16 protein-coding genes and 1 rRNA gene are annotated in these 26,069 nt (G+C 72.1%); 8 read left to right on the top strand and 9 right to left on the bottom strand.

Annotated elements, in window-relative coordinates:
- Positions 1–148: 148 nt before the first annotated feature.
- Together OG462_RS23625 and OG462_RS23620 are read right to left on the bottom strand one after the other, a co-directional pair.
- Positions 149–1,674: ribosomal RNA gene (locus OG462_RS23625) — 16S ribosomal RNA — on the bottom strand.
- A 644-nt stretch (positions 1,675–2,318) separates the two neighbouring features.
- The gene (locus OG462_RS23620) at positions 2,319–2,885 is read right to left on the bottom strand and encodes a MarR family winged helix-turn-helix transcriptional regulator (RefSeq protein WP_030318311.1); all 567 of its coding nucleotides are present in this window, start codon (positions 2,883–2,885) and stop codon (positions 2,319–2,321) included.
- Positions 2,886–3,040: 155 nt separating this feature from the next.
- On the opposite strand from OG462_RS23620, the gene OG462_RS23615 reads away from it, so the two are divergent.
- The gene (locus tag OG462_RS23615) at positions 3,041–4,309 is read left to right on the top strand and encodes an MFS transporter (protein ID WP_406060456.1); all 1,269 of its coding nucleotides are present in this window, start codon (positions 3,041–3,043) and stop codon (positions 4,307–4,309) included.
- A 4-nt stretch (positions 4,310–4,313) separates the two neighbouring features.
- On the opposite strand, the gene OG462_RS23610 is transcribed toward OG462_RS23615, so the two are convergent.
- Both OG462_RS23610 and OG462_RS23605 read right to left on the bottom strand, forming a co-directional pair.
- Entirely contained in the window at positions 4,314–5,966 is a 1,653-nt protein-coding gene (locus OG462_RS23610; protein WP_406060454.1) for a SpoIIE family protein phosphatase, read from the bottom strand.
- Positions 5,967–6,072: 106 nt separating this feature from the next.
- Positions 6,073–7,437: an NAD(P)/FAD-dependent oxidoreductase gene (locus tag OG462_RS23605; RefSeq protein ID WP_406060453.1), complete on the bottom strand. Its 1,365-nt coding sequence runs from the start codon at positions 7,435–7,437 to the stop codon at positions 6,073–6,075.
- 353 nt (positions 7,438–7,790) lie between these two features.
- Between OG462_RS23605 and OG462_RS23600 the strand changes: the two genes are divergently transcribed.
- The gene (locus tag OG462_RS23600) at positions 7,791–8,576 is read left to right on the top strand and encodes a TetR/AcrR family transcriptional regulator (RefSeq protein ID WP_406060451.1); all 786 of its coding nucleotides are present in this window, start codon (positions 7,791–7,793) and stop codon (positions 8,574–8,576) included.
- Between the two features lie 209 nt (positions 8,577–8,785).
- Positions 8,786–10,897: a sigma-70 family RNA polymerase sigma factor gene (locus OG462_RS23595; protein ID WP_406060450.1), complete on the top strand. Its 2,112-nt coding sequence runs from the start codon at positions 8,786–8,788 to the stop codon at positions 10,895–10,897.
- Between the two features lie 84 nt (positions 10,898–10,981).
- Here the strand turns inward: OG462_RS23595 and OG462_RS23590 are convergent, their stop codons facing one another.
- From OG462_RS23590 to OG462_RS23580, 3 genes are all read right to left on the bottom strand, one after another.
- Positions 10,982–14,482, bottom strand: coding sequence for an AfsR/SARP family transcriptional regulator (locus OG462_RS23590; protein WP_406060448.1), 3,501 nt, complete (start codon positions 14,480–14,482; stop codon positions 10,982–10,984).
- Positions 14,483–14,540: 58 nt separating this feature from the next.
- Positions 14,541–15,137 carry a Uma2 family endonuclease gene (locus OG462_RS23585; RefSeq protein WP_406066681.1) on the bottom strand — a complete coding sequence of 199 codons (597 nt, stop codon included), beginning with the start codon at positions 15,135–15,137 and terminating at the stop codon, positions 14,541–14,543.
- Positions 15,138–15,265: 128 nt separating this feature from the next.
- Positions 15,266–17,515 (bottom strand): asparagine synthase-related protein, encoded by a 2,250-nt coding sequence (locus OG462_RS23580; RefSeq protein ID WP_406066679.1) that lies wholly within the window; start codon positions 17,513–17,515, stop codon positions 15,266–15,268.
- Between the two features lie 570 nt (positions 17,516–18,085).
- Here OG462_RS23580 and OG462_RS23575 point away from each other — a divergent pair.
- The 5 genes from OG462_RS23575 to OG462_RS23555 all read left to right on the top strand — a co-directional run bounded on the left by OG462_RS23575 (position 18,086) and on the right by OG462_RS23555 (position 23,756).
- The gene (locus OG462_RS23575) at positions 18,086–19,567 is read left to right on the top strand and encodes an MFS transporter (protein ID WP_406060447.1); all 1,482 of its coding nucleotides are present in this window, start codon (positions 18,086–18,088) and stop codon (positions 19,565–19,567) included.
- Positions 19,568–19,689: 122 nt separating this feature from the next.
- Positions 19,690–20,874 (top strand): L-2-hydroxyglutarate oxidase, encoded by a 1,185-nt coding sequence (gene lhgO / locus OG462_RS23570; protein WP_406060445.1) that lies wholly within the window; start codon positions 19,690–19,692, stop codon positions 20,872–20,874.
- 151 nt (positions 20,875–21,025) lie between these two features.
- On the top strand, positions 21,026–21,763 hold the full coding sequence (gene trmB / locus OG462_RS23565; protein ID WP_406066677.1) for a tRNA (guanosine(46)-N7)-methyltransferase TrmB: 738 nt from the start codon (positions 21,026–21,028) through the stop codon (positions 21,761–21,763).
- A 149-nt stretch (positions 21,764–21,912) separates the two neighbouring features.
- Positions 21,913–23,241: a PrsW family intramembrane metalloprotease gene (locus tag OG462_RS23560; protein ID WP_406060443.1), complete on the top strand. Its 1,329-nt coding sequence runs from the start codon at positions 21,913–21,915 to the stop codon at positions 23,239–23,241.
- Positions 23,242–23,342: 101 nt separating this feature from the next.
- Positions 23,343–23,756 carry a peptidoglycan-binding domain-containing protein gene (locus tag OG462_RS23555; RefSeq protein ID WP_406060441.1) on the top strand — a complete coding sequence of 138 codons (414 nt, stop codon included), beginning with the start codon at positions 23,343–23,345 and terminating at the stop codon, positions 23,754–23,756.
- Between the two features lie 55 nt (positions 23,757–23,811).
- On the opposite strand, the gene OG462_RS23550 is transcribed toward OG462_RS23555, so the two are convergent.
- Both OG462_RS23550 and OG462_RS23545 read right to left on the bottom strand, forming a co-directional pair.
- On the bottom strand, positions 23,812–24,759 hold the full coding sequence (locus OG462_RS23550; RefSeq protein ID WP_406060439.1) for an aldo/keto reductase: 948 nt from the start codon (positions 24,757–24,759) through the stop codon (positions 23,812–23,814).
- 150 nt (positions 24,760–24,909) lie between these two features.
- Positions 24,910–26,067 carry a M23 family metallopeptidase gene (locus OG462_RS23545; RefSeq protein ID WP_406060437.1) on the bottom strand — a complete coding sequence of 386 codons (1,158 nt, stop codon included), beginning with the start codon at positions 26,065–26,067 and terminating at the stop codon, positions 24,910–24,912.
- Positions 26,068–26,069 lie beyond the last annotated feature (2 nt).

The raw sequence follows: 26,069 nt of genomic DNA, 5'->3' as shown, positions 1-26,069 counted from the left end.
GCCAAGCACAGTCCGTTCCTCGATCCCGTTTTCCACGCCGAAGCAGTACTAACGATTTCTCGGAGAGAGACTGTGCCAACTAATCAACGTTCCACCCATGAGCTGACCGTGCAGAACATTTGCCTGCAATCGGTACTGTGCTCCTTAGAAAGGAGGTGATCCAGCCGCACCTTCCGGTACGGCTACCTTGTTACGACTTCGTCCCAATCGCCAGTCCCACCTTCGACAGCTCCCTCCCACAAGGGGTTGGGCCACCGGCTTCGGGTGTTACCGACTTTCGTGACGTGACGGGCGGTGTGTACAAGGCCCGGGAACGTATTCACCGCAGCAATGCTGATCTGCGATTACTAGCAACTCCGACTTCATGGGGTCGAGTTGCAGACCCCAATCCGAACTGAGACCGGCTTTTTGAGATTCGCTCCGCCTCGCGGCATCGCAGCTCTTTGTACCGGCCATTGTAGCACGTGTGCAGCCCAAGACATAAGGGGCATGATGACTTGACGTCGTCCCCACCTTCCTCCGAGTTGACCCCGGCGGTCTCCTGTGAGTCCCCATCACCCCGAAGGGCATGCTGGCAACACAGGACAAGGGTTGCGCTCGTTGCGGGACTTAACCCAACATCTCACGACACGAGCTGACGACAGCCATGCACCACCTGTATACCGACCACAAGGGGGGCACTATCTCTAATGCTTTCCGGTATATGTCAAGCCTTGGTAAGGTTCTTCGCGTTGCGTCGAATTAAGCCACATGCTCCGCTGCTTGTGCGGGCCCCCGTCAATTCCTTTGAGTTTTAGCCTTGCGGCCGTACTCCCCAGGCGGGGAACTTAATGCGTTAGCTGCGGCACCGACGACGTGGAATGTCGCCAACACCTAGTTCCCAACGTTTACGGCGTGGACTACCAGGGTATCTAATCCTGTTCGCTCCCCACGCTTTCGCTCCTCAGCGTCAGTAATGGCCCAGAGATCCGCCTTCGCCACCGGTGTTCCTCCTGATATCTGCGCATTTCACCGCTACACCAGGAATTCCGATCTCCCCTACCACACTCTAGCCTGCCCGTATCGGATGCAGACCCGGGGTTAAGCCCCGGGCTTTCACACCCGACGTGACAAGCCGCCTACGAGCTCTTTACGCCCAATAATTCCGGACAACGCTTGCGCCCTACGTATTACCGCGGCTGCTGGCACGTAGTTAGCCGGCGCTTCTTCTGCAGGTACCGTCACTTTCGCTTCTTCCCTGCTGAAAGAGGTTTACAACCCGAAGGCCGTCATCCCTCACGCGGCGTCGCTGCATCAGGCTTTCGCCCATTGTGCAATATTCCCCACTGCTGCCTCCCGTAGGAGTCTGGGCCGTGTCTCAGTCCCAGTGTGGCCGGTCGCCCTCTCAGGCCGGCTACCCGTCGTCGCCTTGGTAGGCCATTACCCCACCAACAAGCTGATAGGCCGCGGGCTCATCCTTCACCGCCGGAGCTTTCAACCAGCTTCCATGCGGAAGCCGGTGTTATCCGGTATTAGACCCCGTTTCCAGGGCTTGTCCCAGAGTGAAGGGCAGATTGCCCACGTGTTACTCACCCGTTCGCCACTAATCCACCCCGAAGGGCTTCATCGTTCGACTTGCATGTGTTAAGCACGCCGCCAGCGTTCGTCCTGAGCCAGGATCAAACTCTCCGTGAATGTTTACCCGTAATCGGGTGACACTCGCGTTGAGCGGGACAGTCAGGCCGGAATAAGGCCGACTGTCCACAGCGTCCTCGCTGTGTATGTTGCCTACCCGCCACAAGGGCCGAGCAGGACTTTCAAAGGAACCTCGCCATCCGAAGATGGACGGGGTATCAACTAATCTGGCGTTGATTTTTGGCACGCTGTTGAGTTCTCAAGGAACGGACGCTTCCTTTGTACTCACCCTCTCGGGCTTTCCTCCGGGCTTCCCTTCGTTCTTGCGTTTCCGACTCTATCAGATCTTTCCGATCCGATTTCCTCGGTGCTTTCCGGTCCCATTCGCTTTCGCTTCGGGCCCTTCCGGCGGTTCCGACTCTATCAGATCCTTTCGGCGTCTGATTCCCAGTCAGCGGGGTTTGTCTTTGCGGCTGTTGGGCCGTTCCGACGTCTCAAACTCTAGCGGATTTCCCCGGCGGCTCATAATCGAGTCTTTCGAAATGAATTTCGGCATGCCGAAATTCATCCCGGTGGGGAGATCGTGCGGAGTAGAGGTGCCGCTATCAGCGGCGGAGTGGTTGTCGAAGAACCGTTCCGGCTCTGTGACAACTCGGAGAACACTACGCATCCAGCAGGGGCGTGTCAACCCCCCTCAGATGACCTCAGTCGAGGTCCGTCAGGCGGCCGCCGGCGTCGGGCTGGGTGAGCTCCACGCGGCGCAGGAGCCGGATGAGGATCTCGCCGAGGACTCCCCTCTCGTCGGACGTGAGGTCCTGGAGGAGCTCCTCCTCGAAGTCCGTGGCCATGCGCATGGCCTCCAGCCACTTCGAGCGGCCCTCGTCGGTGAGCTCGACGATCACGCGGACGCGGTTGTTCTCGTCGCGGTCGCGGGTGACCAGGCCCTCGCCCGCCATGCGGTCGATGCGATGGGTCATCGCGGCCGGGGTGAGGCCAAGACGCTTGGCGAGCTCGCCGGGGCCCAGTCGGTAGGGCTCACCGGCGAGGACCAGGGTCTTGAGGACCTCCCACTCGGCGTTGCTGATGCCGAGGTCGGCGAGCTGGCGTCCGTACGCCACGTTCATCCGGCGGTTCAGCCGGCCGAGGGCGGAGACGACCTTCTCGACCTGGGGGTCGAGGTCGCGGAACTCGCGCTGGTAGGCGGCGATCTGCTCGTCGAGGCTCGGCTCCTGCGGAGCCTGCGGGCCGGACCGCTCGGGGTTGTCGGACATGGAGGCGAGTATCCCACGGGTCTCGTTGGCGTTGAAGTCCTTCGGTGTGTACTGTTAAGGCTCTAACTTTAGTGTTGAAGTCTTCAAGGTTCAGGGCTACACCTCTGAACCTGCGACCGAAGTGGGTGAGTGTGACCAAGGCGAGGGGCGCAGCGATGCGCCGTATTCAGGCAGGCAGCGCGCTGAGCGCGTTCGGACTCGGCTTCACCGTCCCGTACCTCTATGTGTACGTGGCTCAGGTGCGGGATCTGGGCGCCGCCACGGCGGGCATCGTCCTGGCCGTCTTCGCCATGGCCGCACTGGTGGTGCTGCCCTTCAGCGGGCGGGCCATCGACCGGCGCGGGCCCGTGCCCGTTCTTCTGGTCGCCTCGGTCGTCGCCGCCGTGGGTGCCGTGGCGATGGGCTTCGCCTCCAGCGTGCCCGCGGCCGTGGGCGCCGCGGCGCTGCTCGGTGCCGGTACCGCCGTGCTCCAGCCGGCCCTCGCCACGATGATCGTCTGGTGCTCGACGCCCGCCGGCCGCACGCGGGCCTTCGCCATGCAGTTCTTCCTGCAGAACCTGGGTCTCGGTGTCGGTGGTCTGATCGGCGGTCTGCTGGTCGACACGAGCCGGCCGGGCAGCTTCATCCTGCTGTTCTCGATCGAGGCGGCGATGTTCCTCGTCCTGGCCGCGATCGTCGGGACCGTGCGGATGCCGGGCTCCCCCGCGTTCCAGGGTGCCCGTCCCTCCGAGGGCGGCAAGGGCGGCGGCATCCGTGCGCTGCTCGGGCACAAGGCCATGGTCCAGCTGTGCGTCCTCGGCTTCGTCCTCTTCTTCGCCTGCTACGGACAGTTCGAGTCGGGGCTCGCCGCGTACGGCACCGAGGCCGCCGGCATCCAGCCCTCGACGCTCGGTATCGCCCTGGCCGCCAACACCGCGGTGATCGTGGCCGCCCAGTTCCTGGTGCTGAAGTTCGTCGAGCGCCGCAGGCGGAGCCGGGTGATCGCGGCCGTCGGTCTGATCTGGACCGTGGCCTGGCTGATCGCCGGGTACGCGGGTCTCGGGCACGGCAGCCAGACCATGGCGACGGCCGCTTTCGTCTCCACGTACGCCCTCTTCGGGCTCGGTGAGGCGATGCTGTCGCCGACCGTCGCGCCGCTGGTCGCCGACCTGGCGCCGGAGTCGATGGTCGGGCAGTACAACTCGGCCTTCGCGCTGGTCAAGCAGTTGGCGCTGGCCGTCGGTCCGGCCGTGGGCGGGCCCATGGGTGCCGCGCTGCACGGTCCGTACATCGTGACGTTCGTGCTCTTCTCGCTCGGCATCACGTTCCTCGCCGTGCGGCTCGGCAAGCAGCTGACCCCGGAGCAGAACCAGCCGTCGCTCGCCGTGAAGCCGTCCCGGGTCGTGGCACAGCACGTGCCCGAGAAGGAGACCGCGGCCGCCTGACGCCCTACTGGTCGGGCAGGGCGAACTCGCACCAGACCGCTTTGCCGCCGCCCGGTGTGCGGCGGCTCCCCCAGGACGAGGCGATCGTCGCGATGATCGAGATTCCGCGACCCGCCTCGTCCTCCGATTCCGCCCGGCGGCGGCGCGGCAGATGGTCGTCCCCGTCCGTCACCTCGATGATCAGGCGGCGGTCGGTGCGGCGCAGGCGCAGCCGCATGGGCGGGGTGCCGTGCTGGAGGGAGTTCGCCACCAGCTCGCTGGTGGCGAGGACGCCCAGGTCGCGCAGTTCGACCGGGAAGCGCCAGGACGACAGGACCCCGGAGGCGAAGGCACGCGCGCGGGGAGCGGCCTCGACGCCGCCGAGGAGTTCCAGGGCCGCGTTGTGGAAGAGCTCCGCGTCCGCCCCCTTGCGGGACGGGTGCTGGACGACCAGGACGGCCACGTCGTCGTCGTGCTCCGCGGTGACCCCCAGGGAGCGGAGCAGCCGGTCGCAGACCACCTGCGGGGTGCCGCTGGCGCCGGAGAGCGCGCGGGCCAGGGCGGCGACGCCCTCGTCGATGTCCTCGCGGCGCCGCTCCACCAGGCCGTCCGTGTAGAGGACGGCGGTCGAACCGGGCGGCAGGGCGATGGAGCCCGAGGCGTGCAGCCAGCCACCCGTCCCGAGCGGCGGCCCCGTCGGGTCCTCGGCGCGCCGGACGCTGCCGTCCTCGTCCCGTACGAGGATCGGGAGGTGGCCCGCGGAGGCGTAGACCAGCTTCCCCTCGTTGGGGTCGTGGATCGCGTACACACAGGTCGCGATCTGGCTGGCGTCGATCTCGGCGGCGAGGCCGTCGAGCAGCTGGAGCACCTCGTGCGGGGGCAGGTCCAGGCGCGCGTAGGCCCGGACGGCGGTGCGGAGCTGGCCCATGACGGCGGCGGCGCGCACGCCCCGGCCCATCACGTCCCCGATGACGAGCGCGGTGCGGCCGGCGCCGAGGGTGATCACGTCGTACCAGTCGCCGCCGACCGCCGCGTCGGTGCCGCCGGGCTGGTAGGTGGCGGCGATCCGCAGGTCGTCGGGCTGCTCCAGGTCCTGCGGGAGCAGGGAGCGCTGGAGGGTGACGGCGGTCTCGCGGTGGCGGCGCTCGCTGGCCCGCAGCCGCTCGGCGGCGTCCGCGTGGTCGGTGACGTCCGCGGCGTGGACGAGGACTCCGCCACCGTCGAGGTGCGGGCTGTCCACGGGCAGGCACGTCACCGTGTACGAGCCGCCGTCCTGGGTGCGGCGGGACTTGACCGTGCGCGGCTTGCCGCTGCGCAGCACCTGGTCCATCAGGGGCAGCAGGCCGAGCTCCTCCGCCTCCGGGCAGGTGTCGGCGACGGGCACGCCCGCGGGGCGTGGTCCGAAGGCGGCGGCATAGGCGTCGTTGACGTACGCGATGCGGTGCTCCGGGCCGTACGCGAGCGCGACCAGGCCGGGGAGACGGCCGAGGAGCTCCCGTACGGAGAAGTCCTCCAGTGCGGGTACGTCGTCGGCCTCGCCGGCCTCGCCCGCCTGTTCGGCGAGGTGCTCCAGCTGCTGTGCGTACTCACCGCGGGCGGCGGGCACGGAGCCTTCGGTCCCCCGCGCCGCGCGGCGCTGTGTGCCGGGGAGCCGGGCGCTCCAACGGGTGAAGTTCACGGATCTCTATGCCTCGTGGTGTCGGTGCCGTGCAGAGTCACGCTGTGCAGGTGTGAGCCCACCTATGGTCACACGTCCAGTGTGGACGAGTGCACTGACAGTGATGTCAGGACGACAGCTTGTCGCCGTGGTCGGGTGGCGGAGCGGCGGCGAGTTCGAATTCGGCGCGGGGGTGTTCCAGCGAGCCGAGGGAGACGATCTCCCGTTTGAACAGGCCGGACAGGGTCCATTCGGCGAGGACCCTGGCCTTGCGGTTGAAGGTGGGCACCCGGCTCAGGTGATAGGCGCGGTGCATGAACCATGCCGGATATCCCTTGAGTTTCCGTCCGTAGACGTGGGCGACTCCCTTGTGGAGGCCCAGGGACGCGACGGAACCCACGTACGCGTGCGCGTACTCCTTGAGCGGCTGCCCGCGCAGGGAGGCCACGATGTTCTCGGCGAGGACCTTGGCCTGGCGGACGGCGTGCTGCGCGTTGGGCGCGCACTCCTTGCCCGGTTCGTCCGAGGTCACGTCGGGGACGGCGGCGGCGTCACCGGCCGCCCAGGCGTGGCCGACGCCCTCGACGGCGAGCTGGGCCGTGCAGCGGAGCCTGCCGCGTTCGTTCAGCGGCAGGTCGGTCTCGGCGAGGACGGGGGCGGGCTTGACGCCCGCGGTCCACACGACGGTACGGGTGGGCAGCCGGGTGCCGTCGCTCAGGACCGCGATCCGGTCCTCGCAGGACTCGAGACGGGTCTCCAGGCGTACGTCGATGTTCCGGCCGCGCAGCTCGCGGATGGCGTACCGGCCCATCTCCGCGCCCACCTCGGGCAGGATCCGGTTCGAGGCCTCGACGAGGACCCATCGCAGGTCCTCGGGCTTGACGTTGTGGTAGTACCGCGCCGTGTAGCGGGCCATGTCCTCCAGCTCGGCGAGCGCCTCCACGCCCGCGTAGCCCCCGCCGACGAAGACGAAGGTCAGGGCCGCGTCGCGGAGCGCCGGGTCACGCGTCGAGGAGGCGATGTCCATCTGCTCGATGACGTGGTTGCGCAGGCCGATGGCCTCCTCGACGGTCTTGAAGCCGATGCCGTGGTCGGGGAGGCCGGGGACCGGGAGCGTGCGGGAGACCGAGCCCGGCGCGATGACCAGTTCGTCGTACGTGAGGTCGACCGCTCCGGTGCCCTCCTCGGCCGTGGCGAGGGTGGAGAGGATCGCGGTCCGCTTGGCGTGATCGACGGAGAGGACCTCGCCGATGACGATCCGGCAGCGGTCGAGGACCCGGCGGAGCGGCACGACGACATGGCGCGGGGAGATCGAGCCGGCGGCGGCCTCGGGCAGGAACGGCTGGTACGTCATGTACGGCTCGGGCGTGACCACCACGATCTCGACGGCGCCGGCTCTCAGCTCGGCCCGGAGCTGCCGCTGGAGGCGCAGCGCGGTGTACATGCCGACGTAGCCACCGCCGACGACGAGAATGCGCGCAGGTTCGGTCACTGTCCCATGACGCACCCCCGTCCGTTGTTTGTCCACAGCCCCGGCAAATTGTGTGACCGGAGGGGTACGGAGGCGCGGGGTGGCGCATGAGGGGGGTGTGGCCACAACAGTGCAGGTCAGGGCGGCCGCGCCGGGTTCGGTGGGGGGTCGGAATCGGGAGTGTTCCGGTCCTTGCTCCGATCGGGGGGCGCACCGTACGGAACTCCCCCTTCTGAATTGACCCGGACTCAACTATGTTCGTACTTCGTCGGGGTGTCGGATGGGAGCGCGTGGACCGAAGCGCTCGTCGACCGGAAGCCCCGTGTCAGGGCGGGGAGTCTCCGGGGGGAGACATCATGAGCGGGGGAACGCTTATGCAGATTCAGGATTCACGATGGCAGACGGGCGCCGGGACGGCGACCGTGGACGACGGCCCGCACGCGGGCGTCGTCGGCTCCGAGCGCAACGGCGCACCGGTCGGCGGCAGATCCGCGCCGCTGCGGGTGGACGCCCAGCGCAATCTGGAGCACGTGCTGCGCGCCGCGCGCGAGGTGTTCGGCGAGCTCGGTTACGGGGCCCCGATGGAGGACGTGGCACGCCGCGCCCGCGTCGGCGTCGGCACCGTCTACCGGCGCTTCCCGAGCAAGGACGTGCTGGTCAGGCGCATAGCCGAGGAGGAGACCTCCCGGCTGACCGAGCAGGCGCGGGCCGCGCTGGGCCAGGAGGACGAGCCGTGGTCGGCGCTCTCCCGGTTCCTGCGGACCTCGGTGGCCTCGGGCGCGGGTCGGCTCCTTCCGCCGCAGGTGCTGCGGGTGGGCGTCGACGACGTCACGGTGCTGCCGTTCGGCGGCGAACAGGACGACGCGGCGCGGGTGCCCTACCAGCGGGGTGTCGGCGAGCAGACCGATGCGCGCGTGGTCGCGCCGCGGGCCGTACCGGCCGACGAGAAGGACGACGCGGGCGCGTCGGAGCTCCTCGAGGTGGTCGGCCGGCTGGTCGACCGGGCGCGTGAGGCGGGTGAGCTGCGGACCGACGTGACCGTGGCCGACGTCCTCCTCGTCATCGCCACCGCCGCCCCGGCCCTGCCGGACGCGGTGCAGCAGGCGGCGGCCTCGACGCGGCTCCTCGACATCCTGCTCGAGGGTCTGCGCTCCCGGTAGGAAGCTCGGGAGCTTCGGCTTCCCGCGTTTCGGCGCTTTCGTGGTCCGGGCGGACCAACGAGCATGACACGAACGTGTGAGCGGTTACGCCCGGATACACGAAGTCGCCCCGGACGAGTGGTAAGTGGACGCGGCGCTTCGGCGTGCCCGCGCTCTGTGGCAGGCTTGGCCGGTGTTCGGGTCCGAGCGTGCGTACGGGGGCTTCCGCGATGAGCGGTGACAGTCGGGACGAGCCGCTGGGCGGCCCCGCGGATGCGGGGGGCCTGCCCTCCCGGCAGGTGCCGAGTCAGGGCGGGCCGGGAGGCCTCTCCGGTGCGCCGGATGCGGTGGGCGTGGGTGCGGTGGGCGCCGTCGATCCCCTCGACGCGAGCGTGCCGCAACAGCGAGAGGGCAAGGCGTCCGGGTGGGGTGCGGGCGCCGGATCCAGTGCCGTCGCGGGAGCTGCCGCCCCCGAGGGCTTCGCCGGCCACTCCGGGGCCGATACGACTTGGGCCGATACGGCTGCCGAGGACGACGAGCACGACACCGTGCTCCCGCCGCCCGTCGAACTGCCGCCCTCCGACTCCGAGCTCGTCCAGCTCATGCGGGACGGCGACGACTCCGCGTACGAGGAACTCTTCCGCCGGCACTCCGACGCCGTGCGCCGCTACGCCAGGACCTGCTGCCGGGACGCGCACACCGCCGACGACCTGACCGCCGAGGTCTTCGCCCGTACGCTGCAGGCGGTCCGGGGCGGAGCCGGGCCCGAACAGGCCGTCCGCGCCTATCTGATGACCACTGTCAGACGGGTCGCGGCGAACTGGGCCAGGACGCAGAAGCGGGAACACCTCGTCGAGGACTTCGCGGTGTTCGCGGCCGAGGCCGCCCGCTCCTCCGAGGTCTCCGACCAGACTGCTTCATTCGGAGCGGGGATGGACCTCGGCGCCGACGTCCGGGCCATGCACGAGGCCGAGCAGTCGCTCGCCATGCAGGCCTTCCGCTCACTGCCCGAGCGCTGGCAGGCCGTGCTGTGGCACACCACCGTCGAGGAGGAGTCCCCGAGCGAGGTCGCGCCGCTCTTCGGCCTGACCGCCAACGCCACGGCCGTACTCGCCAGCCGCGCCCGTGAGGGCCTCAAGCAGGCCTACCTCCAGGCCCACGTCAGCCAGTCCCTGACGGCCGGCGGCGACTGCGCCCGGTACGCGGACCGGCTCGGCGCCTACGCGCGCGGGGGCCTGCGCATGCACGCGGAGCGCGGACTGCGCAAGCACCTGGAGGAGTGCGCCAAGTGCCGGCTCGCCGCCGGTGAGCTGGCCCATGTCAACGCCGGGATCCCCGCGCTGCTTCCGGTCGCCGTCATCGGCTGGTTCGCCGCCGGGTACTCGCTCAAGGCCGCCGGCGTCGTCGCCGGTGGCGCCGTCGGCGCGGGTGCCGCAGGCGCGGCGGCCGCGGCCTCCGGATCCTCCGGCGGCGCGGCCTCCGGCAGCGCCGCCGCCGAGGGGCTCGGCGCACCCGCGAAGGCCGGTATCGCGGCGGCCGTGGCCGTCGCCGCGGCCGCCGGGCTCGTCTGGGCCATGGCCGGGGATCCGCAGCCCGTGGCCGCGCCCAAGCCCACACAGCCGGTCGTCACCCCTGTCGTACCGGCGGAGCCCGCGCCCCCGCCGAAGCCGACGCCGAAGCCCGTACCGCCGCCCCCGCCCGTACGGTCGGAGCCGCCGGCGCCCACACCGACGCCGACCCCGACGCCGACTCCCGAGAAGCCCTCGCCGAAGCCGACGCCGGCGAAGCCTTCACCCAAGCCGACGCCACCGCCGAAGCCCAGCCCGAAGCCGACGCCCACGCCGACGCCTACGCCGAGCCCTGAGAAGCCCTCGCCGAAGCCGACGCCGCCGCCCGCACCGCCGACCGTCTACCAGGTCAACCAGCTGGACTACGGGATCTTCGGCGACGGCTCCAAGCCCGAGGTCGACCTCGCCGACAGCAGCTGGATGTGGCAGCGCAACAGCCTCTCCATCGGCGGCACGCAGTACGCGCACGGGGTGAGCGTCCACGCACCCTCGTCCCTGCTCATCAACCTCAACCGGCAGTGCACCGGTTACGACGCGATCGTCGGCGTCGACGACCTGAGCGCCCTGCTCGGTATCGGCGGCGTCCGCTTCTCCGTGTACGGGGACGAGGAGCGGCTCTGGCGCTCCGACGTGGTCCAGGCCGGCGACCCGCCGATCCCGGTGCACGTCGACATCACCGGCCGCAGCACGATCCGGCTGGTGGTGGAGGAGCACACGCCGTTCGGGCGGGCCGCGGTCGCCGACTGGGCGCAGTCCCGTATCAGCTGCTCCTGACGTCCCCGTCCGTGTCGGGTCGGCTGCTCCTGAGGTCCCCTCCGGGCCGGGTCAGCTGCTCCCGACATTCCCCTCCGGGCCGGGTCAGCTGCTCCCGACGTTGCCGTGTCCGTCCGGTTCGGGCCTCGCGGTGACGGTCTCCGCGAGGGCCAGTACGTCGTCGATGCCGAGGCCCTCCCCCGCCGCACGGGCGGCGGCGAGGCCCGACGGGCCGAGCGCCGCGAGCGCCCGGTCGGTCACGGCCTGGAGGTCCCGCAGGCCCGGGACCGAGCGAGGCAGCTCCTCGCACCAGCCCTCGACGGCCGCCATGATCCGTACGGCCAGGGCCGGTTCGCCTGCCGAGGACAGGACGACCGCGAGGCCCTCCGCCAGGCCCGTGGTGATGAACTCCGCGCACTGCGCGTCCCGCGCGGAGCGCAGCGCCGCGGTGGCCGTGGCGACGGCGGAATCCCGGCCCTCACCCGCCTCGACACGCGCGGACATCCCCACCAGCACCGCCTGGAAATGCGGTGGGGGCGCACCCGTCGCGACCGTGCGGCCCGCCTCCTCCAGCTGGGCACGGGCCTCCGCGACCTCACCGCGGTACAGGGCGAGGGCGGCGCGCAGGAAGCAGACGAACACACCGGTGTCCCCCACGCGGTAGCGCTCCGCCTCCCGTGAGGCCTCGTCGATGCCCTTCTCGGCCGCTTCCATGTCCCCTGCCCGGTAGGCGAGCTCGGCCAGGCGGGCGAGGAGGAACGGGGACTCGGCGTGCGCGCCGACCTCGCGGGCCAGGCGGAGGGCCTCCTCGTACGCCTCCCCGGCCTCCTCCCTGCGGCCGCGCAGCATATGGGCCTCACCCGCCGCGCTCGCGATCTGGGCCCCCATCCAGCGGTCGCCGACGCGCCGGGCGAGGAAGCGGAGCTCGGCCAGGTCCTCGTCGACGCCGGGCATGCCGCCGGGCATGTCGACGACCATGTGCGTACGGAACATCAGGCTCACGCCGACCTCCCAGTCGCCGGCGTGGCGACGGCAGTTGGCCACGGCAGCGTCGAGGAGGTCGCGGACCACGGCCGGCTCCTCGGTGAGGTACGCGGTGAACGGCCAGAGCAGGCCGGGGAACCGGGCGGACTCGGGGCCCGGTGGCTCGCCGAACGCGGCCCGCACGCGGCGGACGAGCGCGATCGTCTCCGGTTCCTGGAAGTCCCCCATCGTGCGGCTCTCGACCGCGAGGAAGAACTGCATCATGCGCAGCCGCATACGGGGCCAGTAGCGGGGGTCTTCGGGGTCGGCAGGGTCGTCGCCGAGCGTGACCGTGCGATCGACCCAGGCCAGGCCCTCGGGGCGGTAGTTGCGCAGCCACCAGAACCAGCCCATGGCGAAGACCAGGCGGAGGGCGGCGGCCTCGTCGGGCGAGGGTCCCCCCTGCTCGAGCGAAGCCGAGAGCGTGGGGGAGGTGACGAGGGTGCGGTGCAGGGCGGCGCGGATGTTGTCGAGGTCGCGCTCGATCCGCTCGATCCACGGAAGCTGCTCGCCGGAGCGGAGTTTGGGCTCGGCGGTCTCGGCGAGGGCCGTGAAGTGGGCGGTGTGGGTGGCCTCGGCGGCGGCGAGGAGCGCCGGGGTCTCGGCGGCGCGCTCGGCCGCGTACTCGTGGATGGTCTCCAGGAGCCGGTAGCGCATCTCACCGCCCTCGGTGGGGGTGGCGACGACGAGGGACTTGTCGACCAGGGCGCCGAGCGAGTCCGCCGCGCGCGAGGAGAGGGATTCGGCGGCGGCGAGGTCCCAGCCGCCGGCGAAGACCGAGACCTGGCGGAGCAGGGTGCGCTCCTCGGGGTCGAGCAGGTCCCAGGACCAGTCGACGACCGCGCGGAGGGTCTGCTGGCGGGGCAGGACCGTACGGGAGCCGGAGGTGAGGAGCCGGAAGCGGTCGTCGAGACGGTCGGCGATCTGGCGCGGGGTGAGCAGCCGCAGCCGGGCGGCGGCCAGTTCGATGGCGAGCGGCAGACCGTCGAGGCGGCGGCAGATCTCGTCGACGGCCGCGCCGCCGTCCCGGGCGAGGTCGAACGAGGGGCGTACGGCGCGGGCGCGCTCGGCGAAGAGGCGGTGCGCGGGATCCGGCGGCAGGGGCTCGACCGGTCGGACCGACTCCCCCGGGACGCCGAGGGGTTCGCGGCTGGTGGCGAGGATCCGGAGCTGTGGGCAGTGGGTGAGGAGGGTCTCGGCGAGGGCTGCGGCCGCGTCGACCACGTGCTCGCAGTTGTCGAGGACGAGGAGGAAGGGGCGGCGGGCGAGGTGCTCGACGAGATGGGCCGTGGGGTCGTCCTGGAGGGTCACGCCGTCGCGGGTGATCAGGTTGATCTCGCGGAGCCGGAGCGCGGAGAGCACGGCGCCGGGGACGGCCTCGGGGTCGTCGAGCGGGGCGAGCTCGGCGATCCAGGCGGCGGGGGCGAGGTCCGGGTCGTCGGGACTCGCTACGGAGGCGGGAGCCTCGGGACTCGCTGAGGGGGCGAGTCCGGCGGGCGCCACGGCCGGCGCGGCCGGTGCGAAGACCCTCAGGGCGGCCTCCTCGGCGAGCCGGGTCTTGCCGGAACCGCCGGGGCCGGTGAGCGTGACCAGCCGGAAACGGGCCAGATCGGCGTGGAGCGCGGCCAGCTCGGGCTCACGGCCCACGAAGGAGGTGAGACGGGGGCGGATGTTGCCGGGGGTGGGATCCGCGTGGGTGGGGGCCGGGGTGAGGGGGCGCGGATGGTCCGGCGTGGGCGGCCCGGGACGGGGTTCCCGCGCGGTACCGGGATCGGGGCGCTGCCACGGATCCGGCGGCGTTTCCGACCGCGGGTGGGCGGGTGGCGGCGGTCCCCACGGGCTGCTCGTACGGGGCGGGCCCGGGGGCGGACCCGCGAGGAGTTCCTGGTGGAGGGCGGCGAGTTCGGGACCCGGGTCGGCACCGAGGGCGTCCGCGAGGGTACGGCGGGCCGACTCGTAGGCGGTGAGGGCGTCGGCGTGGCGGCCCTCGGCCCGCAGGGCACGGATGAGCTGGGCGCGGAAGGCCTCGTCGTACGGGTACGTGGTGGTGAGCTCGGTCAGCTCCGGTACGAGTCCGTCGGTGGCGCCCCGGCGCAGATCGGCCTCGACGCGCTGTCGCAGGGCCGCGAGCCGCTGGGCCTCGGGACGGACGCCCGCCGCGTCGGACAGGTCGGCGAGGGCGGGGCCCCGGAAGAGCCCGAGGGCCCGTCCGAGGAGGGCGGAGGCTCTTTCGAGGTCGCCGGCGTCGAGGTGGGCACCCGCGTCCCTGACACGACGCTCGAAGACGTACAGGTCGATGTCCTCGGGGGCGGCGACGAGCCGGTAGCCGGGGCCGGGGGTGGAGGCGACGGCCTCGCTGCCGATGATCCGGCGGAGGCGGCCGACCAGGGCCTGGAGGGCGGCGGGGGCGTCCTGCGGCGGGGAATCCCCGTACACGTCGTCGGCGAGTTCGGTGACGGAGACGGCGCGTCCCCCGCGCAGCGCGAGGGCGGCGAGCAGCGCGCGCAGCCGGGCGCCGCCGACGGGGAGGCGGGTGCCGCGGGGGTCGAGGGCCTCGGTGGTGCCGAGGATGAGATACCGCACCGGCTCATTGTGTCCGGTGGCCGTTGCGTACGCCTCGGGGTTTACCTGGGGGCGACCCTCAGAATTCGGACGTGTCGAGCTGGAAGCCGAGCGGGGACGGGAGCGGGACCTGTGTCCCCAGCTTGTGGATGGACTTGTGGCTGTAGTCGTCAGTGGTAGGACCGGAGCAGACGACTGCCTCGCCCGCCTCGCGGTCGATCATCAGGTAGACGGGGATGCCGGCCCGCGCGTAGGCCCGGATCTTCTGTACGCGATCGCGGCTCGCTGTGGACGAGGACGACACCTCGGCGACGAGGAGCACGGGGTCGGGCGCGTGCCACTCCTGCTGATCGTCGAAGCTGTCTCGGGGGGCGATGACGAGGTCCGGAATGACGCGCACAGTCCCGTTGGTTCCGGGAAGGTACAGGCCGATACCCGTGGAGTTCCGCAGTTCCTTGTCGACGCGGCGGGCAATGACCTGTTCCACCAGCTCGGTCACGATCTTCTCGTGCTCACCATTGGCCGGAGGCACCACGTAGATCTCCCCTTCGATCAGCTCCACACGCCAGCCCTTGGGGGCCAGCGCACTGAACAGCTCGAAGGTCTCCTGGGTACTCGCGCCCTCACGGTCGGGCAAGCCCTCGGAGAACGCATCCTCCGGGACCGGCAACGGCATAGTCATGGCGGACCTCCTTCGCTCGGGTGCGACAGTTTCAGCTTAGGTCCGGCTCCAGGTCGGAGTCCGGCAAGCGTTCACTCGAACGGGCGTGCTGTGACGTTTCGCCAGGAAGCCACGGCCCGCCCTCACGCCGGAAGCGACCTCGTCGCCGGGATCAGGGGGCCCTGAACCGCGCGGTGGGCGCGGGGTTCTGTCGTGTTGGTCCAGCAGGAGCCTCGGCGGGACAGGAGGCGGCGGAGCCAGAGTTCGGTGGAGACGAGGTCGGCGAGGCCGTCGAGGGGGACCGGTTCGCCGTCCGCCGCCGCGCGGAGGGCCTTGCGGACCACGCGCGCCTCGATCAGGCCCGCGTCGGCGAGCAACGGCGCGTCGAAGAGGGCGATCAGGTGGGGGAGCGCGGCGCGCAGCCCCGCGCGCGTGGCGCCGGCCGGGACCGCCGGGTGGGGGGCGCCCCAGCCCGGGGGGAGGTCGTGGATGCCGGCGCCGGAGAGGACCGTGCGCAGGACGCCCGCGCGTGCGTCCGGCTGGACCCGGAGCGATTCCGGGAGCTCGCGGCAGGCGCGTACGACCTGGTTGTCGAGGAAGGGGGCGTGCAGGCGCTGGCCGCGGATCTCGGCGGCCTGTTCCAGGACCCGGTGGTCGGCCGCCGCACGCGCGAGTGCGGCACGCGCACGTGCTTCACCCGGGCGCTGGACGGAGGTCGGCAGCGTCGCCGCCCGGTTCAGGCGAACCGATACTTCAGCCAGTGCCTCCCCCTTCAGCCAACGGGCCGCGGGACCCGGCCGCGACCAGGTCAGCGCCGAGAGGGACGCCTCCAGGGGGCCGAAGCCGTCCGGAGCCGTACGGTTCGCCTCCAGGACCCGCTGGGCGGCCGCCTCCAGGCCCGTCCGGTACGGGGTACGGGCCAGCTTCCGCGCCGCCCGGTACACCGTCAGCGGCACCAGGAGCGAGCCCGCCGACGGCCCCGAGGCCTTCGCGAGCGCCGTCACCGGACGCACCAGGGAGCGACGCCTGCGGTCCATCAGGAGGTCCGCGAGGCGCGCCGGGTGCGCGTCCAGGACCTGCTTGGCGCCCATGCCGGTGAAGTGGTCGGCGCTGCCGCTCGCGAGGCGCCTCCGATGCCGTTCGGCCGTCACGAGGGAGGGCCCCGGCTCGTCGGTGAGCGGCCCGTCCAGAGCGGCGTACGGCAGCGCCTCCTCGCCGCCCGCGACGACCACATGGTGCAGGCGCGGGTCGGCCGCGATCTCCCCGGCGCGCTTCAGCTCGTCCTCACGATCCGAACCCGCACGCGTGGCCAGGTCGTTGAAGGTGACGGCGAGCAGCCGCTCCCCCGCGCCCGTACCGTGCCCGACGATCGTGCCCGGCACCCCGGGGAGGCCCGCCGCGAGCAGCGCGAGCGTGCCCGACGCGCTGCCGCCGGACAGATCGGCGCCGATGCCGGGCGCCGGGCCCGCGCCCCGGGCCGCGCGCCGGTCGGCGGGCCCCATGCCGGGCACGGGGCCCGGGTCGGGAAGCGGGGCCTCGGGCGCGTGCCGGGGGGCGGTGAGCCGCGCGCGTACGGCTTCGATCAGGGCGTCCCTGACCCCCTCGACGGCCTGCCGGGGGTCGGCCTCGGCCGCCGCGACCGCGAGCGAGGAGACCTGCTCGTACCCGGTGATCTCGCGCGAGCCCTCCCGCAGGATCAGCGCGTGTCCCGGCGGCACCCGCCGGACCCCCTCGTACGGGGTGGAGTCGCGCAGCGCCTCCGGGGTCTCCGGGCAGGCGAGCAGCGCGGCGAGATGGCCGATGTCGAGCTGGGCCTCGACGAGGTCGGCGAGCGGCAGGGCGGCGGTGGCGAAGGCGGTGCCGCCGGCCCACGGGGTGTGGAACACGGGCCGGGCGCCCGCGAGATCACCGGTGACGGTGACCCGGCGGCCGGCCTTGACGACCGCCGTGTAGCTGCCGGGCCAGGCCGTGAGATGCCGCAACGCGCCCCCGCGCGCGGTGAGCAGGCCGATCCGCAGTTCCTCGTCGCTCGCGGCGCAACAGCCGAGGACGGCGAGGCGCGTGTGGTCGTCGACGGCCAGGACACGCACCTCGTCGGGGCGCCAGTCGCCGACCGCCCACAGCGGATCGGGGTCGCCCCAGAGGAGTTGCGCGCCGACCGGTTGCACCGTGCGCCCCTCGGTGGCGGCGGCCTGGCCGTAGCCGGCGCCGGATCCGTAGCTGGAGCCTGCGCTGGAGCTGGAGCCTGAGCCGTAGCTGGAGCCGGAGCCGTAGCTGGAGCCTGAACCTGCGCCGTACCCGCCGCCGTACGAGCCGCTCACCGACCCCGCCCGGGCCCCGGCCGTCGTTGCGAAGCTCGCGGCGACACTGCTCCAGCCCACCAGCCATCGCATCGGCGCCTCCACATCCGTTTCGGTGGGAGACATGCTGCCACGACAACGGCGCACGGGGCGGAGTCCGGGCGCACGCGCGCGAAAGCCGAATGCGCCCCTGGCATGGGCCAGTTGACCGACGGCGTCATTCGGCCAAATATCGACCCTCCCCGATGGGTGTGAAACGCATCCGGGGCACCCGCCCGCGCACACCGCTTCACACCGGTCACCGGCAGCCCGGGAGGCGCTCCCGCCTCCCGGCGCCGTCCGCCGCCCGCGGGGAATGGGGCGGCGGTATCCCCCAGCCCACTGGTCCGGGACACTTTCCCGGCCGAGCGGGCCGACCCACGCGGTACTCATGGAAGCGCTCCCCCGGCCGCGCCGAGAGAGCGCACGGCCGGGCGCACGGCCACACGGCGGGAGCACGAGCCGGTCCGCCGGGCCCGCCTGTCGGCCTTTCACACAACAATCTCGCCATACGGAACACCGCCCCTTAACGGTAGGGATGCGGCGAACTACGCTGTGTTTACGAATGCCGCACGCCTATGCCCGGCGTCGTGGCGGCCGTCTGGGTTGTCGAGGGGTGGCGTCATGTCCAGGGAGCAACGCGGGCCGAACGAAAAGCTCGGCACGGTTCTCGCCCTCGCGGGAATCAGCAACGCCGGGCTGGCCCGGCGCGTCAACGACCTCGGTGCGCAACGGGGTCTGACGCTTCGTTACGACAAGACCTCGGTCGCCCGGTGGGTGGCCAAGGGCATGGTGCCGCAGGGCGCCGCCCCGCACCTGATCGCCGCCGCGATCGGGCAGAAGCTCGGCCGGCCCGTGCCGCTGCACGAGATCGGGCTCGCCGACGCCGACCCCGCGCCCGAGGTCGGGCTCGCCTTCCCGCGCGACGTGGGCGAGGCGGTGCGCTCCGCGACCGACCTGTACCGGCTGGACCTCGCCGGGCGGCGGGCCGGCGGTGGCGGGATCTGGCAGTCGCTCGCCGGATCCTTCGCGGTGAGCGCGTACGCGACGCCCGCGTCCCGCTGGCTGATAACCCCGGCCGACCCGTCGGTGGAGCGCGAGGCCCCGCGCTCCCCGGCCGCCGGCGTCACGGGCGGAGGCGGGTCCGCGACAGGGCCCGGGGCCGCCGCCTCGGCCTCGCCGGAGCACGTGCGCGTGGGGCACAGCGACGTCGCCAAGCTCCGCGAGGCCGCCGAGGACGCCCGCCGGTGGGACTCCAAGTACGGCGGCGGGGACTGGCGTTCGTCGATGGTCCCCGAGTGCTTACGCGTGGACGCGGCCCCGCTGCTGCTCGCCTCGTACTCCGACGAGGTCGGCCGGGCCCTCTTCGGCGCGACCGCCGAGCTCACCCGGCTCGCCGGGTGGATGGCCTTCGACACCGGGCAGCAGGAGGCCGCCCAGCGCTACTACATCCAGGCCCTGCGGCTCGCCCGCGCCGCCGCCGACGTGCCCCTCGGCGGGTACGTCCTCGCCTCCATGTCCCTCCAGGCCACCTACCGGGGCTTCGCCGACGAGGGCGTCGACCTCGCCCAGGCCGCGCTCGAACGGAACCGGGGGCTCGCGACCGCCCGCACCATGTCCTTCTTCCGGCTCGTCGAAGCACGCGCGCACGCGAAGGCCGGTGACGGGGTCGCCGCGGCGGCCGCGCTCAAGTCCGCCGAGGGCTGGCTGGAGCGCTCCCGGGAGGGCGACGGCGACCCGACCTGGCTGGGCTTCTACTCGTACGACCGGTTCTGCGCCGACGCCGCCGAGTGCTACAGCGACCTGAAGGCGCCGCGCGAGGTGCGCCGCTTCACCGAGCAGGCGCTCTCCCGGCCGACGGAGGAGTTCGTCCGCTCGCACGGGCTGCGGCTCGTGGTCTCCGCCGTCGCCGAACTGGAATCGGGCAATCTGGACGCGGCCTGCGCGGCGGGCACGCGCGCGGTGGAGGTGGCGGGGCGGATCTCCTCGGCGCGGACGACGGAGTACGTACGGGATCTGCTGCACCGCCTGGAGCCGTACGGGGACGAGCCCCGGGTGATGGAACTGCGGGAGCGGGCCAGGCCGCTGCTCGTCACGCCGGCGTGACCACGTCCGGCAGCTCACGCCTCCTGCAGCCCAGGGGCGTGACCTGCGTCTCGTGACGTCGCGCGAGGTTTCACGGGATTGTCAGTGGGCCAGTGCACTATCGGGGGTGGGAGGTGGCGCTGGTGTTTGACTGTGACGTGCTGGTGATCGGCGGCGGGATCGTCGGTCTGTCGACGGCGTACGCCCTGACGCGCGCCGCTCCCGGCACCCGGGTCACGGTCCTGGAGAAGGAGCACGCGCTCGCGCGCCACCAGACCGGGCGCAACAGCGGGGTGATCCACAGCGGGATCTACTACCGGCCGGGCTCGCTCAAGGCCCGGTTCGCGGTCGAGGGCGCGGCCGAAATGGTCAAGTTCTGTGCGGAGTGGGACATTCCGTACGAGGTGACGGGCAAGCTCGTCGTCGCCACCGCGCGTGAGGAGCTGCCCCGGCTGCACGCACTCGTGCAGCGCGGCAGGGAGAACGGCATCCCGGTGCGCGAGCTCGGCCCCGCGCAGATCAGCGAGTACGAGCCACGGGTGCGGGGCCTGGCCGCGATCCACGTCGGCACGACCGGCATCTGCGACTACGGGGCGGTGTCGCAGCGGCTCGCCGAGTCCTCCGGGGCCCGGATCCTGTACGGGGCGGAGGTCACCGTCATCGACCGACGGCCCTGGGGGGTCGCGGTGCGGACGGCGGACGGCCGGGTGGTGCGGGCGCGGGTCCTGGTCAACTGCGCGGGGCTGCACTGCGACCGGATCGCGCGGCTCGCGGGCGACGACCCGGGCATGCGGATCGTGCCCTTCCGGGGGGAGTACTACGAGCTCCGGGACCCCTCGCTCGTGCGGGGCCTCGTCTATCCGGTGCCGGACCCCGCCTTCCCGTTCCTCGGCGTGCATCTGACGCGGGGGATCGACGGCGGCGTCCACATCGGGCCGAACGCGGTCCCGGCACTCGCGCGGGAGGGGTACGGCTGGTCCGTCGTCCGGCCCCGCGAGCTCGCCGGCACGCTGGCGTGGCCCGGCTCGTGGGCGATCGCCCGGGCCCACTGGCGGTACGGGGCGGGTGAGCTGCGGCGGTCGGTGTCGAAGCGGGCCTTCACGGAGGCGGTGCGGCGGCTGCTTCCGGTGGTGGAGGAGTCGGACCTGCGGCGGGCGGCGGCGGGGGTGCGGGCGCAGGCGGTGCTGCGGGACGGGACGCTGGTCGACGACTTCCTGATCCGGGAGGCGTCCCGGACGGTCCACGTCCTGAACGCACCGTCGCCGGCGGCGACGGCGTCGCTGCCGATCGGACGCGAGGTGGCAGGGCGGGCGCTGGCGCTGTTGTAGCCCGGGTCCTGCGGGCCGCGGGGGCCGACGGCCCGGACGCGCGGGGCGGTGGACACCACGGTGTGCGCCGTAGAATCGGGGCATTGTGTCTGAGCAGCCAGAGAACATCGCGCCGCCCGTCGCCGCGTCCGCCGACCCCGTACCGCACGTCGTGCAGCGGGGCAGTCAGCGGTTCGCGCCCGGTGAGGGGCCCCTGCCCGATCCCGCCGGGTCTCATCACGAGCGGCGGATCCGCAGCTTCCAGCCGCGGCGCAGTCGCGTCACCACCGGGCAGGCCGAGGCCCTGCTGAAGCGGTGGCCCGACTGGGGTCTCGACATCGACGGCAAGCGGGTCCTCGACCTCGGCGAGATGTTCGACGGGCTTCCCGTCGTCCTCGAGATCGGCTTCGGCATGGGCGAGGCGACCGCGCAGATGGCCGTCGCCGACCCCGGCACCGGCATCCTCGCCGTGGACGTGCACACCCCCGGCCAGGGCAACCTCCTCGGCCTCGCCGACCGGAACGGCCTGACCAACGTCCGGGTCGCCAACGGCGACGCGATCATCCTGCTCCGCGAGATGCTCGACAAGGACGCCCTCGACGGCTGCCGCGTCTACTTCCCGGACCCCTGGCCCAAGGCCCGCCACCACAAGCGGCGCCTCATCCAGCCCGAGTTCCTCAGCCTCCTCGCGACCCGGCTCAAGCCCGGCGGCGTGCTCCACTGCGCCACCGACTGGGAGCCGTACGCCGAGGTGATGATGGAGGTGCTCTCCGCGCATCCGGACTTCGAGAACACCCAGGCCGACGGCGGCTTCGCCCCTCGGCCCGACTTCCGGCCGCTCACCCGTTTCGAGGGGCAGGGGCTCGACAAGGGGCACCTCGTGCACGACCTTCTCTTCCGGAGGAAGTGACCCGGCGGACGCTTCCCGAGGAAGTGACCCGGCGAGCGGTATCCGGCGAGAGGCATCCGGAGGGAGTTATCCGGAGGAAGCCGGAGAAAGCGACAGGGGGGTCTTAACTCCTTCGCCCCCTGTCGGTGGGGGTCGTTAGGGTCGCTCACGTGTCCTTCCCCGCCCCCACCGCAGCCGGTACCGCTCCCGTCCCCCACCGGGACACCGAGGAGCCGGCCTTCCCGGCCGCCGCCGACCGGTCCCAGTGGCGCTACCGGCCCCGCCGGGCCTTCTGGCGCAGCCGGGTGGTCCGGGCCGTCGCCCTGATCACCGTGCTCGCGATCTGCGCCCTGTTCATCCTCGGCCTGGTCCGCGAGCAGACCGGCACCGAAGGCTTCCTCGTCGGCCTGGGTCTCGCGGTGCTCCCCGTACCGCTGCTGATGGCCGCGTTCCGCTGGCTCGACCGGGTCGAGCCGGGTCCCTGGAAGAACCTGCTCTTCGCCTTCGCCTGGGGCGCCTTCGCCGCCGCGCTCGTCGCGATCCTGGCGAACTCCTTCGCGGTCCGCTGGATCGCCACGGCCACCGCCGATCCCACTTCGGCGGACACCCTCGGCGCGACCGTGGTCGCGCCCGTGGTGGAGGAGAGCGCGAAGGCCGCCGCGATCCTGCTGCTCTTCCTCTTCCGCAGGAAGCACTTCGGCGGACTCGTCGACGGCGTCGTGGTCGCCGGGTTCACCGCGACCGGCTTCGCCTTCACCGAGAACATCCTCTACCTCGGCAACGCCTTCGGCGAGGACCAGGAGTTCGGTGCCACCGGCATCGGCTCGGTGACCGCCGCGACCTTCTTCGTCCGGGTCGTGATGTCACCGTTCGCGCATCCGCTCTTCACCGTGCTCACCGGCATCGGCTTCGGCTTCGCCGCCCTCGCGCCGCGCGGGAAGCGCCTGCGCCGCGTACTGCTGCCGCTCGCCGGGCTGCTGCTCGCCATGGGCCTGCACGCCGCCTGGAACGGCTCGGCCACCTTCGGCGGCCCCCTGGCCTTCTACGCGGTGTACGGGGCACTCATGGTCCCGGCCTTCGGCCTGCTGACCTGGCTCGCGGTGTGGAGCCGGCAACGCGAGCTGCGCACGATATCCGGCGAGCTCCCGGCGTACGCGGCGGCCGGCTGGCTCTCCCCCGCCGAGCCGCTCGCGCTCTCCTCGATGCGCGCCCGCCAGCTGGCCCGCTCCTTCGCCGCCCGTACGTACGGGCCGACGGCCGCGCGCGCCGTCGGCGAGTACGAGTCCTTCGCGACGACCCTGGCGTTCCTGCGGGACCGGGCCCGGCGCGGTACGGCCGGGGCCGACTTCCCGGCCCGGGAGCAGGAGCTGCTCCACCACCTGTGGCAGCGCAGGGCGGTGGCCTCGCCGGCCCTCACGTACGCGGCGCGGGCGACGGGCAAGGTGTGGGCGCCGCCGCAGTACTTGGACTACGACGGCTTCAACCCGTACCGGAGCTGATCGGGACGGTCCCGGGACGTCTCATGGGCCATGGGACAGCCGCACGAGCCTCGAACGCACGTAGCGTCACTCTCGAAGATCATCCGAGAACGGAGACATACGTGCTCAAGAAGATCGCGGCCAAGGCGGGCCTGGCACTCGGTGTGGCGGCCCTGGTCGTCGGGGGAACGAGCGGCCCGGCGGCGGCCGTCGAGGGTGCCGGATACGTCGGCTACGGGTACTCCACCAGCGGCTCGAACGTCTGGTGCGCCCAGCACCTGGTCAACGACATCGCCAGGAAGTACGGCCGCGCTGAGATCGCCGAGGACGGCCAGTGGGGACCGGCGACCAAGGCCCAGATCGTCTGGCTCCAGGACCGCCTCGGCCTGAAGCCGGACGGGATCGTCGGCCCTCTGACGGGCAACTGGCTGCTCTACTCGGGTGACCAGTACTACGGCAGCCCGAACGGCTACTGCTTCTGGTACCTGCCCAGCGACGGTCTCGCCGGCATGTACACCCCCACCCACCTGACCTGATCCGGGTGTGGCGACGCCCCCGGTCCGGCAGCCGCCGGACCGGGGGCGTCGTCGCTCAGACCGAGGCGGCCTCCGTGAGGAGCGTCAGCTCGGCCTGCGTGAGCGTGAGCTCGGCCGCCGCGACGAGTGCCGGGACCTGCTCGACCGTACGCGCCGAGGCGATCGGCGCCGCGACGGTCGGGCGGGAGGCGAGCCAGGCGAGGGCGACGGTGGCGAGTTCCGCCCCGTGCGCCTCGGCGACCGTGTCGAGCGCGGAGAGCACGGCCCGGCCCCGCTCGGTTTCCAGGTGCCCGCCGGCTCCGGCCGCGCGGGCGCTGTCCACGGTGGTGCCCGGGCGGTACTTGCCGGTGAGGAAGCCGGAGGCGAGGCCGTAGTACGGGACGGCGGAGAGCCCGGCCCGCTCGACGGTCTCCAGGAGCGGGCCCTCGTAGGTGTCGCGGGAGACCAGGTTGTAGTGCGGCTGGAGGGCCACGTAACGGGCGAGGCCCTCGGTCTCGGCGAAGTCGAGGGAGGCGCGCAGCCGCTCCGGGGAGATGTTGGAGGCGGCGACGGCCCGCACCGTGCCGTCCTTCACGAGCTGGTCGAGGGCGGTGACGATCTCCTCGACGGGGACCGACTCGTCGTCGAAGTGCGTGTAGTAGAGGTCGATGTAGTCGGTGCCGAGGCGGCGCAGCGACTCTTCCGCGGCCGCCTTGATGGTGGTGGCGGACAGCCCCTTGAAGTGGGGGTGGGCGCCGACCTTGGTGGCGACGACGACATCAGAGCGGTTGCCGCGAGAGGCGAGCCAGCGGCCGATGACGGTCTCGGACTCGCCGCCCTCGTTGCCCTCGGCCCAGGCGGAGTAGACGTCGGCGGAGTCGACGAAGTTGCCGCCGGCGGCGGTGTAGGCGTCGAGGACGGCGAAGGACTGGGCCTCATCGGCGGTCCAGCCGAAGACGTTGCCGCCCAGGGCGAGCGGGAAGACGTGCAGATCGGAGGAGCCCAGCGGGCGGAGGGAGGTCATGATCGACACAACCCTCCGGGCCGCCTGGCCTATTCCGTACCGCGTGACGGGCGTGCCCGGTGTGACGGGCACCCGGGCGTTGCAGGCGTGCCCGGCGAGACAGGCACCCCGGCGTTGCAGGCGTTCCCGGTGTGACGGGCGTGCCCGGTGTTACAGGCTCAGGCCCTTGGAGCGGAGCCACTCCGCCGGGTCGAGGCCGGAGCCGCCGGGCGTGTGCACCTCCATGTGGAGGTGGGCACCGGTGACGTTGCCGGTGGCGCCGACGCGGCCGATCGTCTCGCCGGTGCCCACGGTCTGGCCCGCGGCGACCGTCATGGACGACATGTGGGCGTACCAGACCTCGGTGCCGTCCTCCAGCTCCAGGACGACCCGGTAGCCGTACGAGCCGGACCAGCCCGCCGACTTGACGGTGCCGCCGTGGACCGCCTTGAGCGGGGTGCCGGTGGGAGCGGCGAAGTCGAGGCCGGTGTGGTAGCCGGAGGACCACATCGAGCCGGACTGCATGTAGGTGGCGCTGAGGCTGTACGAGGAGAGCGGCAGCGAGTAGCTCGCGGCGAGCTTGGCGAGGCGCTCGGCCTCTGCCGCCGCCTCGGCCTTCGCCTTGGCCTCGGCCTCCGCCTTCGCCTTGGCTTCCGCCTCGGCCTTGGCCTTCGCCTCGGCGGCCGCCTTCTCCGCCGCGTCGGCCTTGGCCGCGGCCTCCGCGGCCGCCTTCTCGGCGGCCGCCTTCTCCGCCGCGGCCTTGTCGGCGGCGTCGGCGGAGGCCTGCTGCTGCTCGGCCTGCTGGAGGATGCGGGCGCGCAGCGCCTCGCCCGCGTCGCCGGCGCCGGTCGCGACCATGGTGGCCCGGCCGTCCTGGCCGTTCAGGACCGCCTGCTCGACCTGGGTGTTCGTGCCCTGCTCGTCGTCGAGCACGGCGTACGTCTCGACGGTGAGCGGGTTCGGGTTGGCGCGGGCCGCGCTGACCGTCTCCTGGTGCTCCTCGGGGAGGAGGTCGCCGACGCCGGGGAGGTCGTGGGCGTCCGGCAGGTTGAGGTCCGGGAGGTCGGGGAGCGATATCGCGACCGGGGGCCTCTCCTGCGCGGTGGCGAGGCCGCCCGCGCCGACGGCGGCGATCACACCGACGCCGAGGACGGTGGAGGAACGGGCGAAGTTGGAGCGCTGCTTGACGACACGGTGCCGGCCGCCGGAGCGGCTCTCGGCGCGGAGGGAGCCCTCGGTGGGGTTCCACTCGGTGTCCGGGGCGGCGGGACCCGCACCACCACCGAAGGCATCGAAGGGGGCTTCGGGTGCGGGAGTGTTGGACGCCACGA

Origin of the sequence: Streptomyces sp. NBC_01077 (assembly GCF_045162855.1) — a bacterium.
Classification (GTDB): domain Bacteria; phylum Actinomycetota; class Actinomycetes; order Streptomycetales; family Streptomycetaceae; genus Streptomyces.
The sequence above is the reverse complement of the archived record's forward strand: the minus strand, read 5'-3'. Positions and strand labels throughout refer to the sequence as shown.

Excerpts from the sequence above, each read along its gene's own strand:
- OG462_RS23585 (WP_406066681.1), bottom strand. The coding sequence starts at position 15,137 with ATGCCGTTGCCGGTCCCGGAGGATGCGTTCTCCGAGGGCTTGCCCGAC.
- OG462_RS23600 (WP_406060451.1), top strand. The coding sequence starts at position 7,791 with ATGCAGATTCAGGATTCACGATGGCAGACGGGCGCCGGGACGGCGACC.
- OG462_RS23580 (WP_406066679.1), bottom strand. The coding sequence starts at position 17,515 with ATGCGATGGCTGGTGGGCTGGAGCAGTGTCGCCGCGAGCTTCGCAACG.
- OG462_RS23575 (WP_406060447.1), top strand. The coding sequence starts at position 18,086 with ATGTCCAGGGAGCAACGCGGGCCGAACGAAAAGCTCGGCACGGTTCTC.
- OG462_RS23615 (WP_406060456.1), top strand. The coding sequence starts at position 3,041 with ATGCGCCGTATTCAGGCAGGCAGCGCGCTGAGCGCGTTCGGACTCGGC.
- OG462_RS23595 (WP_406060450.1), top strand. The coding sequence starts at position 8,786 with ATGAGCGGTGACAGTCGGGACGAGCCGCTGGGCGGCCCCGCGGATGCG.
- OG462_RS23620 (WP_030318311.1), bottom strand. The coding sequence starts at position 2,885 with ATGTCCGACAACCCCGAGCGGTCCGGCCCGCAGGCTCCGCAGGAGCCG.
- OG462_RS23550 (WP_406060439.1), bottom strand. The coding sequence starts at position 24,759 with ATGACCTCCCTCCGCCCGCTGGGCTCCTCCGATCTGCACGTCTTCCCG.